The sequence below is a fragment of the Mesorhizobium sp. B1-1-1 genome, from assembly GCF_006442955.1.
GTDB lineage: Bacteria > Pseudomonadota > Alphaproteobacteria > Rhizobiales > Rhizobiaceae > Mesorhizobium.
On sequence record NZ_VFWW01000007.1, the window covers coordinates 283105 to 297277 of the forward strand.

The 14173-nt window shown below is 63.2% G+C and carries 14 protein-coding genes, 1 pseudogene and 1 riboswitch; of the genes and pseudogenes, 6 read left to right on the plus strand and 9 right to left on the minus strand.

From position 1 onward, the window contains the following. The first annotated feature begins 6 nt into the window (after positions 1 to 6). Positions 7 to 1329 (plus strand): four-carbon acid sugar kinase family protein, encoded by a 1323-nt coding sequence (locus FJ986_RS16665; protein ID WP_140555488.1) that lies wholly within the window; start codon positions 7 to 9, stop codon positions 1327 to 1329. Here FJ986_RS16665 and FJ986_RS16670 read toward each other — a convergent pair. Together FJ986_RS16670 and FJ986_RS16675 are read right to left on the minus strand one after the other, a co-directional pair. Further along, positions 1326 to 2138 (minus strand): class I SAM-dependent methyltransferase, encoded by an 813-nt coding sequence (locus tag FJ986_RS16670; protein WP_140555490.1) that lies wholly within the window; start codon positions 2136 to 2138, stop codon positions 1326 to 1328. The genes FJ986_RS16665 and FJ986_RS16670 overlap by 4 nt on opposite strands. 155 nt (positions 2139 to 2293) lie before the next feature. Continuing rightward, on the minus strand, positions 2294 to 2833 hold the full coding sequence (locus FJ986_RS16675; protein WP_140675093.1) for an Lrp/AsnC family transcriptional regulator: 540 nt from the start codon (positions 2831 to 2833) through the stop codon (positions 2294 to 2296). Between the two features lie 49 nt (positions 2834 to 2882). Here FJ986_RS16675 and FJ986_RS16680 point away from each other — a divergent pair. The 4 genes and pseudogenes from FJ986_RS16680 to dhaL all read left to right on the plus strand — a co-directional run bounded on the left by FJ986_RS16680 (position 2883) and on the right by dhaL (position 6615). After that, a pseudogene (locus FJ986_RS16680) lies at positions 2883 to 4072 on the plus strand (MFS transporter). 59 nt (positions 4073 to 4131) lie between these two features. Continuing rightward, a riboswitch (FMN riboswitch) is annotated at positions 4132 to 4334 on the plus strand. A gap of 76 nt (positions 4335 to 4410) precedes the next feature. Further along, positions 4411 to 4884 (plus strand): 6,7-dimethyl-8-ribityllumazine synthase, encoded by a 474-nt coding sequence (locus FJ986_RS16685; protein WP_140497787.1) that lies wholly within the window; start codon positions 4411 to 4413, stop codon positions 4882 to 4884. 77 nt (positions 4885 to 4961) lie between these two features. Next, positions 4962 to 5969, plus strand: a complete 1008-nt coding sequence (locus FJ986_RS16690) for a dihydroxyacetone kinase subunit DhaK (protein ID WP_140497785.1) — start codon at positions 4962 to 4964, stop codon at positions 5967 to 5969. A 10-nt stretch (positions 5970 to 5979) separates the two neighbouring features. Then, positions 5980 to 6615: a dihydroxyacetone kinase subunit DhaL gene (gene dhaL, locus FJ986_RS16695; protein WP_181181896.1), complete on the plus strand. Its 636-nt coding sequence runs from the start codon at positions 5980 to 5982 to the stop codon at positions 6613 to 6615. Here dhaL and FJ986_RS16700 read toward each other — a convergent pair. Genes FJ986_RS16700 through FJ986_RS16710 form a run of 3 tightly spaced genes read right to left on the minus strand, consistent with a single transcriptional unit; the run spans position 6612 to position 8637 of the window. Next, positions 6612 to 7055 carry an RpiB/LacA/LacB family sugar-phosphate isomerase gene (locus FJ986_RS16700; protein WP_140497783.1) on the minus strand — a complete coding sequence of 148 codons (444 nt, stop codon included), beginning with the start codon at positions 7053 to 7055 and terminating at the stop codon, positions 6612 to 6614. The genes dhaL and FJ986_RS16700 overlap by 4 nt on opposite strands. Positions 7056 to 7089: 34 nt before the next feature. Then, a complete protein-coding gene (locus FJ986_RS16705) occupies positions 7090 to 7848 on the minus strand; it encodes a triose-phosphate isomerase (RefSeq protein WP_140675096.1) in 759 nt (252 codons plus the stop codon). 18 nt (positions 7849 to 7866) lie between these two features. Then, positions 7867 to 8637 (minus strand): DeoR/GlpR family DNA-binding transcription regulator, encoded by a 771-nt coding sequence (locus FJ986_RS16710; protein ID WP_140580661.1) that lies wholly within the window; start codon positions 8635 to 8637, stop codon positions 7867 to 7869. A 263-nt stretch (positions 8638 to 8900) separates the two neighbouring features. Between FJ986_RS16710 and fba the strand changes: the two genes are divergently transcribed. Then, complete coding sequence (gene fba / locus FJ986_RS16720; RefSeq protein WP_140559305.1) at positions 8901 to 9965, plus strand: class II fructose-bisphosphate aldolase; 1065 nt, start codon at positions 8901 to 8903, stop codon at positions 9963 to 9965. A gap of 21 nt (positions 9966 to 9986) precedes the next feature. Here the strand turns inward: fba and FJ986_RS16725 are convergent, their stop codons facing one another. The 4 genes from FJ986_RS16725 to FJ986_RS16740 form a co-directional block, all read right to left on the minus strand. After that, on the minus strand, positions 9987 to 10778 hold the full coding sequence (locus FJ986_RS16725; protein WP_140580660.1) for an amino acid racemase: 792 nt from the start codon (positions 10776 to 10778) through the stop codon (positions 9987 to 9989). Continuing rightward, entirely contained in the window at positions 10775 to 12136 is a 1362-nt protein-coding gene (locus FJ986_RS16730; protein ID WP_140675099.1) for a cation:dicarboxylase symporter family transporter, read from the minus strand. The genes FJ986_RS16725 and FJ986_RS16730 overlap by 4 nt, the downstream gene beginning before the upstream one ends. Positions 12137 to 12138: 2 nt before the next feature. Further along, on the minus strand, positions 12139 to 12972 hold the full coding sequence (locus FJ986_RS16735) for a transporter substrate-binding domain-containing protein (protein WP_181168569.1): 834 nt from the start codon (positions 12970 to 12972) through the stop codon (positions 12139 to 12141). A gap of 227 nt (positions 12973 to 13199) precedes the next feature. Further along, the gene (locus FJ986_RS16740; RefSeq protein ID WP_140623640.1) at positions 13200 to 14141 is read right to left on the minus strand and encodes a TIM barrel protein; all 942 of its coding nucleotides are present in this window, start codon (positions 14139 to 14141) and stop codon (positions 13200 to 13202) included. Between the last annotated feature and the right edge of the window lie 32 nt (positions 14142 to 14173).

Below are 14173 nucleotides of genomic sequence, written 5' to 3' on the forward strand. Positions count from 1 at the left end.
GAAGCCATGCAGAACCTGCTCCTGAGCTATTATGGCGACGACCTCACCGGCTCGACGGATGTCATGGAGGCGCTCGAGCTCGGCGGCGTGCCGACGGTGCTGTTCATGCGTCGGCCCGATGAGCGCCTGCTGGCGCGATTTTTCCATTGCCGCGCCGTCGGACTGGCCGGCACCAGCCGAAGCGAAACGCCGCAATGGATGGAGCAGAATCTGGCGCCTGCCTTCGAATGGCTGAAGAGCCTCGAAGCGGCGATCTGCCATTACAAGATCTGTTCGACCTTCGATTCCAGCCCGACGGTCGGCAATATCGGCCGCGCCATCGAGATCGGCCGGCGCATCTTCGGCCAGAGTAGCGTGCCGATGGTCGTCGGCGCGCCGCAGCTCAAGCGCTACACGGCCTTCGGCAATCTTTTCGCGGCGTTCCGCGGCGAGTATTTCCGCATCGACAGGCATCCGGTGATGAGCAGGCATCCGGTGACGCCGATGAACGAAGCAGACCTGCTCGTGCATCTCTCGCGCCAGACCAGTCTCAGCTCCGGCCTTGTCGACCTGGCTGCATTGCAGACCGACGATCTCGCGCAAACGGTCGACCAGGCCGTGCAAAACAGGGCGGTCATCCTGTTTGATGTCGAAAGCCGCCAGACACAGAGACGCGTCGGCGAACAGATCTGGCGCATCCATGACCAAGGCCATGGCTTCGTCGTCGGATCCTCGGGCGTCGAATATGCCTTGCTTGCCGAATGGGCCGGCAAAGGCATTGCCTCCGGGCAGGCGTCGTTCGCGCCGCCGGGACCGGTAGACCGCCTCGCGGTGGTCTCGGGCAGCGTGTCGCCGACCACCGAAAAGCAGATCCGCCACGCCCTTGCCCACGGTTTCGACGGCGTCGAGATGGATGCCATGCAACTGGTCACGGAGGGCGCCAAGGAGGCAATCGAGCGCGCCGTCGCGAGCGGATTGGCAAGCCTGGCTGCGGGGCGCAGCGTCATCCTCTACACCGCGCTTGGCCCACAGGCCGACCGTGGCGCCGAGATCGACCGGATCGAAGGTGCGCGAAACACGCTCGGGCGAGCGCTGGGAACAATCCTGCGCCGGTTAATCGTGGAACAGAAACTCAAGCGCGCGGTGATCGCCGGTGGCGACACCTCCAGTCACGCGCTCGGACAATTGGCCATCGACGCGCTGACCGTGCGCATGCCGTTGCCGCAATCGCCGGGATCACCGCTCTGTGTCGCTCATGGCGGGGGCGCGATCGATGGACTCGAAATCGCGCTCAAGGGCGGCCAGGTTGGCACCGACGCCTATTTCGAGACGATCCGGCTGGGAAGCTAAGCCGTTGCCATGATGACGTGAGCCTGAATTTTGGCGGCCACCGCGCCGCTGCCATGTCTGTCTGCAATCGCGGATGCGGCGTAGTCGGTCGCGGCTTGCAGCTTCCCAGCCTCCCGGGCCTCGATTTCGGTGCGAAGCACAGTTCCCTGGCAATAAGCGACGGCGGGAAGGCGCGGCGAGGATGCACGGCTTTGTTCGGCTCTCGTCTCGATCATTACACCGGAGAACCCAGCATCCTCCAGCTCGTGACGGATCACTGCCTTGTCGTGGTAGCCATGGGGTGTGCGTGCCAGAAAGCGCGGCGGATCGTCGGGGAAGATCCTTGCGAGAGCATTCGTCACATCATCGGCAAAGACGTTCTCCTCGATGCGATCCCATACGCTGAACAGGAAATGTCCGCCCGGCCTCAGGACACGCCTGGCTTCGCGGTAGGCCGATGGCCGGTCGGGAAAGAACATCGCACCGAACTGACAGCAAACGAGGTCGAAGGTCGCATCTTCAAACGGCAGCGCCAAGGCGTCCGCTTGACGCCATGTGATGCGACCGTCGGGAGGTTGTCGCGAAGCGGCATAGTCGAGCATCGGCTGGTTGAGGTCGGTTACCGTATAGCTTGCGCCGGGAGACAGTTTCGGCGCCAATGCACGGGTAACGACCCCGGTGCCGGCGGCCGTCTCCAAAACGGCGGCGGGCGACAGGGACGCTGCTCGTCCTGCAATATCCGCAGCGAAGGGCTCGAAAATCAACGGCACCATATAGCGGTCGTAGTTTTCCGGTATGGAGCCAGCGAATACCTTGTCCGTTTCCAGCATTGCCACCACCCGCCCTCTGCCTAGAGGCTCGGGAGATTAGCATATCATTCCTTGTTTTGCGGCGTTTTCGGCGGAGGCGGCGAGTCCACCTCCAAATCAAAGAGATAGAGCATGATGTCGTCCGAAAACCGCTTCGCGCTTATCGGCATCAGGCCTTAGTACAGGGGCTCGGCCATGTGCTTGGGCGCCGGCCACTGCGTCGTGACGCCGGGCTGCACCGGCCGCTCGAGATAGGTCGACAGCACCACGTAGCTGCGCGTCGAGGTGACGCCGGGTGTCTCGTAGAGGCGCGACAGCAGGCCTTCGAGCGCCCGCGTGTCCTCCGTGCGGACCTTCAGCAGCATGCAGGTGTCGCCGGCAACCGTGTGGATCTCCTCGACCTCCGGATATTGCGAAACCGCCATCAACTCCGGCGTCTTGCCCCAGCCCTTGGTGTCGATATGCACGAATGCCAGCAGCGGCTTCTTGACCGCCTTGGGGTCGATGATGGCAGCCGTGCCGCGAATGGCGCCGCTGCGCCGAAGGCGCTTGACGCGCTCATGCGTGGCGGGCGGCGAGAGGCCGACACGATCGCCAAGCTCAGCATAGCTGACCGTGGCGTCGTCGACGAGAACGCCTAATATCTTTCTGTCGATCGCGTCGAGATCGCGGGGCACCGGCCTGTTCTGCGGAATGCCATTTGTTTCTTCGTCCATAATGGAAATTCCCGATTGTAGCCGAATAAAATACGGCCATTATGAATATATGTCGAACAGCGATCAAGCAGCAACCCTGGGTGCGAATGCCCGGCCGCCCATCCCGGCGCTGGCCTATCTCTTGACCGGATGCATCGCCGTCATCGGCTCGAACTCCCTGGTGCTGGGTCCGATTGCTCCCGCCGTGGCCGTGTCGTTCGCGACCAGCGTGCCTGTCGTCATGATGGCGGCCGCCGCGTTCGGCCTCGGCACCTCGGCGAGCGCCTTGTTCCTGGCGCGCTACATCGACCGGGTCGGCGCGCGCCGGATCCTTCAGGCGGCCTTGCTGCTGCTGGCGTTGGCGCTTGTCGCAAGCGCTGCGGCGCCGACGGTGACGGCGCTGGTCGCCGCGCAGCTTCTCGCCGGCGTCGCCGCCGGCGTCGCCATGCCGGCAATCTATGCCAGCTCCGCGGCGATTGCCCCACCTGGACGGGAAAGCGGGACGATCGGCGTTGTGCTGACCGGATGGACGCTGAGCATGGTGGCCGGCGTTTCGCTGTCGGCGGTGCTTGCCGATCTCGTGCACTGGCGGGCCGTCTTCGCCGCCGTGGCGCTGCTGGCGGCGCTGGCGCTTGGCAGCCTTACCGCGTCGTCACTCCCGGATGTCAGAAAGGCCGGCCCGGCGCCGGCGCCGCTCGAGGCGCTCGGCATTCCCGGCATCGTGCCGCTTCTGATCGCCTGCGGCGCCTTCATGACCGCCTTCTATGGTGTCTATGGCTATCTTGGCGACCATCTGCACAGCGGGCTGGGTCAGCCGGTCAGCGCCAACGGCCTGGCCGCACTCGCCTATGGCGCCGGGTTCGGCACGGCGGCGCTCTTCGACGGCATCATCGATCGCCTGGGGGCTCGCCGCGTCATGCCCTTCGCTTACCTGCTCGTCGCCATCGTCTATGTCGCGATCGCCGCGACAAGCAACAGCTATGGCATGATGCTCGCCATGGTGGCGGCTTGGGGTCTCGCCAATCACTTCGGTCTGAACGTGCTGGTGATGCGTCTGTCGGCGCTCGATCCGTCACGGCGCGGCACGATCATGGGCCTGAACAGCGCGGTGACATATCTGGCGGTCTTTGTCGGCACCACCGGCTTCGGGCCGCTATATTCGGATTTCGGCTTTGCCGCATCGGCAATGTGGCGGCGTTGCTGATGCTGGTCGCGGCTTCGGCCGCCGCCTGGCGCACGCGCCAGCCACACAGGACGTGATGGGCCACCAGCCCGCGCGCGGTTGACAGCGGCGCCCCTGCCCTTCCATACAAAGCCGTTAATGTTCTCAGGGCGGGGTGAAAGTCCCCACCGGCGGTAAGGACTCCTGATTGCGCATGATTTCTTTCCGAAAACCGGTCCGGTTTTCGGGGTCATGCGCGGGACCCAAGCCCGCGAGCGCTTTCCGGCAAAACCGGAAGGGTCAGCAGATCCGGTGTGATTCCGGAGCCGACGGTTACAGTCCGGATGGAAGAGAACGAAACGGAAGACGGACCGCCCCGGCGGCCGGTTTTCGTATCGTGCGTCCTGATTCTGGTTCGAAACGGAAGGATGGACCCATGAATCAGCATTCCCACAAAGACTATGAAACGACCCGCGTTGCCGTTGTCAGGGCGCGCTGGCACGCGGATATCGTCGACCAGTGTGTCGCTGCCTTCGAGGCGGAGCTTGCTGCACTGGGCGACGGCCGCTTTGCCGTCGAAATCTTCGACGTGCCCGGCGCCTACGAGATCCCGCTGCACGCCAAGACATTGGCCGAGACGGGTCGCTACGCCGCGATCCTCGGCGCTGCCTTCGTCGTCAATGGCGGCATCTACCGGCACGAATTCGTCGCCGGCGCGGTCATCGACGGCATGATGAATGTGCAGTTGACGACCGGCGTGCCGGTGCTTTCGGCGGTACTGACGCCGCACAATTACCACGACAGCTCCGAGCACCACCGCTTCTTCCTCGAGCACTTCCAGGTAAAGGGCAAGGAAGCGGCCGGCGCATGCCTCCAGATTCTGGCGGCGCGAAGGCACATCGCCGCCTGAAACAGCCGAGAGCGGGGTGGAAATCGCGGTAACAGCCTGTAGTATCTCGGGAAAATGCCGAGTTCGGGAGGATGCCGGTGCAGACCAAGAAGATCATCAATGACGGCAACCGTGCCGTCGACGAGATGCTAGAGGGGATTCTGGCCGCGCATCCCAGCCATCTCAGGAGCGCGGACGGCAGCCCGCGCTCGATCATCGCCCGCAACGGACCGCGTCCCGGCAAGGTCGGGCTCGTCGTCGGCGGCGGCTCCGGCCATGAGCCGACCTTTCTCGGTTTTGTCGGCAAGGGCCTGGCGGACGCGGCGGCGATCGGCAATGTCTTTGCCTCGCCGCCACCCGATCCCATCCTTGAATGCGCCAAGGCGGCGAACGGCGGCGCCGGCGTCCTGTTCACGTACGGCAACTATGCCGGGGACGTGATGAATTTCGACATGGCGGCCGAAATGGCCGCCATGGACGATATCGAGGTGCGCACGGTGCTGACCACCGACGATGTCGCCTCGGCACCGCGCGACCAGCGGCAGAAGCGTCGCGGCGTCGCCGGCAATTTCTTCGTCTTCAAGGCGGCCGGCGCGGCCTGTGACCGCATGCTCTCCTTCGACGAATGCGAGCGCATGGCGCGCAAGGCCAACGACCATACCTTCACCATGGGCGTGGCGCTGTCGCCCTGCTCGCTGCCGCAGACCCGGCGGCCGAATTTCGAGATCGGCGCCGACGAGATGGAGATCGGCATGGGCATCCATGGCGAGCCGGGCATCGCGCGCGGCAAGCTCGGGACCGCCGACGAGATCACCGACGAGATGCTGGACAAGATCCTCGCCGAGATGGCGCCTTCGCCTGGCGACAAGGTTGCGGTGCTGGTCAATTCGCTGGGCTCGACACCGTTGATGGAGCTCTACATCATGAACCGTCGTGTCAAACAGCGTCTCGACGACATCGGCGTTTCCATCCATGCGACCTGGGTCGGCAATTACTGCACGTCGCTCGAAATGGCCGGCGCCTCGGTGACGCTGTTCCATCTTGATGGCGAGTTGCAGACCATGCTCGACCATCCGTGCGACTGCGCCATGTTCCGTGCCGGCTGAGGAGTGATCCGTGAGCATCGATAGCGCTGACCTGAAGAGAATGTTCGATGCGATCGCGGTGGCGATCGAAGCCGACAAGGACCGGCTCTGCCAGCTCGACGGCGTCATCGGCGACGCCGATCACGGCATCGCCATGGCGCTCGGCTTCAACGCAGTGCGCGACGCGCTGGCGCCACTCGACCTGGCGGCGACCGAGCCGACCGCGCTTCTCAACATGGCGGCTAAATCGTTCCTCAACGCGGTCGGTGCGTCGTCTGGCCCGCTCTATGCCACCGCCTTCATGCGCGCCGCCGCTGCCGTCAAGGGCAAGACCACGCTAGCTGATGCGGATGTCGTCGCGCTGTTCCAGGCGATGGCGCAAGGCATGCGCGATCGCGGCAAGGCCGAGATCGGCGAGAAGACGATGATCGACGCCTGGTTGCCGGCGGCGGAAGCGGCCGGCGCCAGCAATGCGGCGGGAAAAGGTCTTGCCGAAAGCCTCGACGCGGCAGTGGACGCGGCGCGCCTGGGGGCCGAGGCGACCAAGGACATGATCGCCGCCAAGGGCCGCTCCTCGCGGCTCGGCGAACGCTCGCTCGGCCATATCGACCCCGGCGCCGCCTCGGCCGTGACCGTCATCGAGGCTTTGCGCGACAACCTGGCTTAGGCCTGCTTCGCTTCATCGAGCTTGTTGATCGCCTGAACATTGCCGGCCGACGGTCCCTTCTCGTCGAACTCCGAGGCCAACCAGGTATCGACGATCGCCTTGGCGAGTTCCGGGCCGATGACGCGGGCGCCCATGGTGATGATCTGCGCGTTGTTGGATTTGGCGGCGCGCTCCGCGGAATAGGTGTCGTGGGTGAGTGCCGCCCGGATGCCAGGCACTTTGTTGGCCGAGATCGAGACGCCGATGCCGGTGCCGCAGAACAGGATGCCGCGGTCGTTCTCGCCGTCGATGATCGTCTGGGCGAGCTTTTGTGACAGGTCGGCATAAAAGCCGGCCTGGCTGAGGTCGCTGACGGTGAGGCCGGATTTTGTCGCGAGATGCGCGGCGATGACATCGAGCAACGGCTTGCCGGCGCTGTCGGCTCCAATGGCTATTTTCATGGTCGTGTCCTTTCTTGAATGAGATTTCGTTCGTTCAGATCGTCGCCGAGGCGCGCCTGAGGATGTCGATGTAGCCCTCCGCCTGCCAGGCCGAGCGGCCGATAAAGAGGCCATCGATGCTGGGCTGGCCGATCAGCTCGGCCGCGTTGCCGGGATTGACGCTGCCGCCATAGAGCACCGGCGGGATGGACGGCAGCAGGCCGCCGGCCACTTTCTTGATCAGCGCCTGCTGTTTTTCGGCATAGGCGGAGCTGGCCGGAATACCCTTGTCGCCGATCGCCCAGACCGGCTCATAGGCAAACAGGATTTTTGCCGCCTTCGCCTCGCCTTCGAGGAACAGCAGCGCACCCTCGACCTGGCCGGTCAACACCGCATCCGCCTTGCCGTTTTCGCGCTCCGCCAGCGTCTCGCCGACGCAGATCAGCGGTATCAGTCCGTGCTTGACGGCGGCCGCCGTCTTCAGGCCGACGGTGCGATCGGTCTCGCCGAAATGCTCGCGCCGTTCGCTGTGGCCGAGTTCGACCATGTCGAGACCGCAGTCGCTCAGCATCAGCGGCGAGATCTCGCCGGTCCAGGCCCCGGCATCGGCCCAGTGCATGTTCTGGGCACCGACCTTGACCCGCGTCGACGACAGCGCCTGCTTGACCTCGCGCACCGCCGTGAACGGCGGGATGACGAAAGGCTGGATGCGCTCGTCGAAGCCTGGCACGAAGCCGGCCAATGCCCCGGCGAAATCCAGCGCCTCGGCGAGCGTCTTGTTCATCTTCCAGCTTGTACCGACCCAATAAACCACGCCTGCGCTCCTTGATCCTCAATCCTTGTTGGCGACCACCGTCAGCGAAACGCCGGCGGCATCCAGTGCGGCGCGCATTCCGGGCTCAGGCGCGCGACCGGTGAAGACGGCATCGAACGCCTCGAGTTCGGTCAGGAAATGCAGCGCCGTGCGGCCGAATTTGCCGTGATCGACCAGAAGGTATTTGCGGGTCGCTGCTTCCATCATCAGCCGCTTGATCTGCACCACCTCCTGGTCCTGGTGGAAAGCGGAGGCGCCGTGGATAGCCGATGACGACAGGAAGGCGACGTCCGCGCGCAGCGATCTCAGCGAAGCCTCGGCAAGCAGTCCGAAGAAGCCGTGGAACTTCTTGCTATACTGGCCGCCGAGCGCAATCAGGTCGATGCCCCCGGCGCCGGCCAGGTCCTGGATGACGGCCAGATTGTTGGAGATCACCGTCAGCGGCCTGAAATCGGCGAGATGCCGTGCGATGCCGCCAGCCGTCGAGCCGTCGTCGATGATGACAGTCTGGCCGGGTTCGATCATCGCCACGGCGGCCGCCGCAAGGCGCTGCTTTTCCCCTGTCGCCTGCTTTTGCCGGTAGCGAAAATCGCTTTCGAAGAGACCGCTCGGCTGGATCGAAGCGCCGCCACGCACCTTGCGCAGGAAACCGCTCTCCTCAAGGTCGTCGAGATCACGATGCACCGTCATCCTGGAGACGCCAAAGCGTGAGGCAAGATCGTCGACGCTCGCCGCGCCGACGTCCATCAGAAAGTCCATGATGCCTTGACGTCTGCTATCGCTCTTCATTGCTGCCGTTATCCGCCAACCGGCGCTGGCTCCTCGACAAGATAACATATTTCTTCCTGAAACTATCATGATTTTTGTTATAATGAGATATTTTCCTGGGATATTCCCGTGGCTTTCATCACGGCCCTGTAACAAGAATTGCTGCCGGGACGGTGTCTGACGGTTGCGGTTGCGCGGAAATCCGGCCAGAAGCATCGGTGGGCTGGACGATGCGCGGACAGCCAGCAAGCAAAGGTTAGAAACCAGATACGGGAGACTATTCGTTGGCTCGCATCACACTGAGACAATTGCTCGATCACGCCGCCGAATACGGCTATGGCGTGCCGGCCTTCAACATGAACAACATGGAACAGGGCCTCGCCATCATGGAGGCTGCGGAGGAGACCAAGTCGCCGGTCATCCTGCAGGCAAGCCGCGGTGCGCGTGCCTATGCCAATGACGTGGTGCTGGCCAAGCTGATCGATGCGCTGGTCGAGATCCATCCCGACATCCCGGTCTGCATGCACCTCGACCACGGCAACAACGAGGCTACCTGCGTCACCGCGATCCAGCATGGTTTCACCTCGGTAATGATGGATGGATCACTCAAGGAGGACGGCAAGTCGCCGGCCGACTACGCCTATAATTCGGGCATCACCAAGCGCGTCGTCGACATGGCGCATTGGGGCGGCGTTTCGGTCGAGGGCGAGATCGGCGTGCTGGGCTCGCTGGAGAGCGGCGGCGGCGAACAGGAGGACGGCCACGGCATCGAAGGCGCGATCAGCCACGACCAATTGCTCACCGATCCGGTGCAGGCCGAGCAGTTCGTGCGCGACACCCATGTCGACGCGCTGGCGGTTGCCATGGGCACCAGCCACGGCGCCTATAAATTCTCGCGCAAGCCGGATGGCGCGGTGCTGGCGATGAACGTCATTGAGGAAATCCACCGCCGCCTGCCGAACATGCACCTGGTCATGCATGGTTCGTCCTCGGTGCCGGAGGATCTGCAGGAGATCATCAACAAATATGGCGGGCAGATGAAGCCGACCTGGGGCGTGCCGGTGGAAGAGATCCAGCGCGGCATCAAGCATGGCGTGCGCAAGATCAACATCGACACCGATAACCGCATGGCGCTGACCGGCGCGATCCGCAAGGTGCTGACGGAAAATCCCTCGGAATTCGACCCGCGCAAATATCTGACGCCGGCGATGGCGGCGATGAGGAAGCTGTGCAAGGAGCGTTTCGAGCAGTTCGGCACCGCCGGCAACGCGCCGAAGATCAAGCCGCTGCCGGTCTCGGAAATGGCCAAGCGTTACAAAGCGGGCAGCCTCGATCCGAAATTCGGCTAAACGACCAGTTCCTGGAGCGGTTCAGTGTTGGATAGAACCGCCGAACCGCTCCAGCTCTTTACGGGATGAGAACACCGGCCGAGGTCGCGGAACGTCCTGCGCGGCGAAGCCCAACCGTGTCAAACAGGCTCGCGCCAAGGCTGCATTGCTGTCGATGACGACCAATCCGTTCGTAGGCTTGAGGCTGGCGGCCACCACCGATAGTTCGGTGCAGCCGAGAATGGCCGTGTCGGTGCCGGCCGATCGCGCGATTTCAAGCGCGCGCTCGGTTTCGCTCGCCGCCTCCGCGATCGAACCGGCCTTGACGAGGCCGATCGCTCTATCGACGCGACCCTGGAATTCCGTGACAGCGGGAAAGCAGAGCTCAAATCCCGCCGCCGACATCCTGTCCCGATAGAAGCCGGAGACCAGCGTGCCCTGCGTGGCGAGGATCGTAACCTTGCCTCGGCCCAGGCTACGATGGGTTTCAGCTACGACCGCGTCGGCGATATGGATGATCCGCGCCTGCGAGCTCGCCGCCAACTGCTCATACCAATGATGGGCGGTGTTGCAGGGCATTGCGATACAGGCAACGCCGAGCGCATTGAGCGTCGAGACCGCGGCTTTCAAAGACGCCAACGGACCGTCATGGCCGGCAAGGATCGCCTCGGTCCTGTCAGGCAGCTGTGGCACGCTGAGGATGACGGCGGGCACATGCTCATTGTCCCGGAACGCCTGGGTCATTCGGGTCAGCTTGAAGTAGAAGTCAGCCGATGCCAACGGCCCGAGGCCGCCAATGACGCCGAGCTGGAGGCTGATGCCATGGTCGATCATCGAGCGGGCTCGGCTTCGAGCTGTTCCGACGCCGCTTCGACAGACTGCGTTGTCTCCCTGTGGCTGGGCGCGATCATTGCGGTGCTCGCCGCAACGGTGCAGACGCTAGACAGCGTCATGAACGTGTCGACGGCCGCGTCGACCGCGACGAACAGGGCGAACGCCGCCTCGAAGGGAATCTTCAGGTAGCCACAGACGATCGACATCTGGGACAGGATGAGCAGGCTGCCCATGCCGCCGGTCGTGAGCGCGAGAAGCGCCGAGGTGATGCCGACGAGCAGGAGGTCGGGGATTGCCAGCGGACGGCCGTAGAGCTGAGCGATGAAAAGAACACCAGACGTGTAAAGCAGCGCCGGGCCTGTCCGCAGCAATGCCGCCTGCAGCGGCACGAGCAGTTCGACGACCACGAGGCTGAACCGCAGACGCTCGCTCAGCAGGTTGATGACCCACGGAAGCGAGGCGACGGTAGAGCGCGTGGTGATGGCTACCATGAGAAGGGGCTGACAGGTCTTGATCGTGGCCCAGTAGCTTCGCCGAGAGCGGATGGCGATAACGCCAAATGCGCCGGCGATGAATGTGAGGCAGGAAAGACCCATCACCAGCAGATAACCGCCCATCAGCGTGAGCGGCTTGGTTCCGGTCGACGCGGTCTGATCCGCGATCAGGATGAAGGTTGCAAACGGCAATCCCCAGATGAACCAGTTGGTAAGGACCGTGCAGGCCCGGTAAACCGCGTTCAGCGCCTGAGACAGGCTCATGGACGAAGGCTGGGGAATCTTGCCCATCGCGAGCCCGAAAAGCAGGCAGAACAGCAGGACCTGGATGGTTTGACCGGAGGCCAGCGCGCTGAAGACGTTGTTCGGTACAAGATCGAGCAGTATCGAACGCCCGGTGTCGGATCCCTCATTGGGTGGTGGTTGGTAGGGGAATGCGAGATCGGTGGATACACTGCCCTGCGAATTGATGAACTCGCCAAGCTCGATGCGCGATTGAGGATTCTCGATCTGGCCCGGCTGAAGGACAAGCGAGTAGGTGCCACTCACCAATACGCTCAGGAACGACACGACCAGCACCGCCATACCCACGCGGCCAAGGTAACGGACCGAGTTGGGATCCTGAACCATCGACATGATCGAGAAGATGACCGACGAGACCAGGTAGGGCAGGACGACCATCTTGAGGAAATTCAGGTAGAGCTGCGCCACCGGGCTGATCGCATGGGCAAATGCTGGATAATAGAGGCCGCAAAGGATTCCCGCCCCGATCATCGCAATCGTCGTCGCGGGCGAGCGCAATATGCGCCTCGCCGCCAGGCCCCAATCGAAAGCCAAGGGTCCGGCTGCTTCCGTGACAGCCATCGTCAGGCTTTGCTCCCCAACCGGTAGCGCGCGATGATCTCGTCAGTGTTGAGAACCTGCTGACCGCGCGCGAGATCGAGGTAAAGGTCGATAAACGCCGCGAGATGCGGATTGTCCGGTCGCACACCGATTGCGATCGTGTCTACCTTGTCGGTCAGCGTGATCGAGCGCGCGGCGACCGTCATCGACGGATCGTCGACCATCAGCTTCTTGATCTCGAAATCGTCGCGATACGCCATGTCGATCGTCCCATCGCGGATCGCATCGACAACCATGTCCCAGCCTGCAAAACGATGAACTTGTGCATGCGGGAAGGTCGTCGCGGCATAGGTTGCGAATGAAGAGCCCTCGATCACGCCGAGATCGCCCGAGAAATCGCGGATGATCTGCTCGGGTGGTTTGCCTTGCGCGATGCGCGCCAGGTTGAGGCGATTGGCGATGAGGCCTTGGTGCAGCATGGCATAGGGCCGGGAATAGAGGATTGAGCGGCCACGGCGAAGGGTTCGGCTGAGCTTGCCGATGGCTATGTCCGCCTGGCCGGAAGTCAGCTGTTTCACCATGCCGTCGAACGTTGCGGCGGATCGGTCGAACACCGGCTCGACGCCGAGCTCCGCTGCTATGCCGCGGGCCAGTTCCATGTCTATGCCGCTGTTCCCCGATCCATCGGCCGGGAAGAATGGATCGGAGGCAAAGGCCGGCATTGCAATGCGCAGCGCATTGTCGCCGACGACGGGAGCGATCTCCGCCTGCTGTCCTGGAGTATTGGCCGCCCGAGCTTGCGCGACCAGCAAGCCGACGCTTCCGGCCGTGAGCAGCGTACGACGTGTAACCGACATGCGGATTCTCTAGTTCGCGAGGGAAGCCGGACAAACAAATCGGATCAATTCGCAGTATGCATGGCGAAGTTAAACAAAAGTATCTTTCGCATTGTACTTTTATAGCAATCAGCAGCGCAGGCTGCCGCAATACTCGCATTATCTAATATGTCATCTGGTTGCTTCGCTGGCGGGCCAACTGGTTGGACGTCAACAGCGCGAGTGGCATCGGCTCCCCACTCCGACCTCTACCCGTTTTTCGGCAGCAGGTCAGGCCTGCCCGTGTCGATAAAGGGCGCCCAGTAGTCGACCGATTCGCGGATCATGGCGACCACCTGGTGGTCGACCGGTTCGCGCTCGCGAAACGACAGTTCGAGGCAGATCTCGTTGTCGGTGCCGCCGCCGCGCCGCACCGTCTCCAGCAGCTTTTCAGGCGTGATGCGGCCGTCCCTGTTGTGAGCCGCGGTGAACGGCCAATGGCCACCCTTGTTCATCGACGATTGCTTGATGTGGATGATCGGCGACTTCCTGGGGAAAGTCTCGGCCCAGGCATAGGGATCGATATCGGCCGGGTTGCTGGAGGTGACGTCGCCATGGTCGATGTCGACCATCATCTCCAGCGGAATGGCCATCCCGGCCGCGTCGATCGCACCCTGCAGCAGCCGGCAATTCTCGATCGTGTGGCCGAACTCGCGGCCGACTGACATCGGCTCCCAGAACAGGTAGTTAAGCCCGGCCGCGCGGGCGTGTTCGGCGACCTCGCGCCAGCATTCCAGTGCAATGTCGAACAGGCGCGCGCGGCGCGCGGGATCATCATAATCGCGATGGGTGAAGATCGCGAATTGGGTACCCATGCCGCCGGCGCCAAGCTCCGCCGAGATGTCGGCAAAGGTCTTGAACCAGTCGACATAGTAGCGGCGCACGTCCGCGTCTGGATGGCCGAAATGGTTGAGCCGGCCGTAAGGACCGGTCATGCCCGAGGTCACGCGCACGCCCGTGCGGGAGAGTGCGCCACGAAACAGGCGGACGAATTTCACGATCGTCGCCGCCGGCCAGCCCGGATTGACGAATTCATGCGTGAGCTGAATATCCCTGATGCCGATGTCGTAGGCGATGGTATCGACCAGGTCGTCAGGCTCGGCAAAGCGGTTGACCAGCGGATTGGTGTTGAGGGAGAGCGTGAATGCCACGATCGCGATCCTCTCAGCCCTGTCGCGCTACA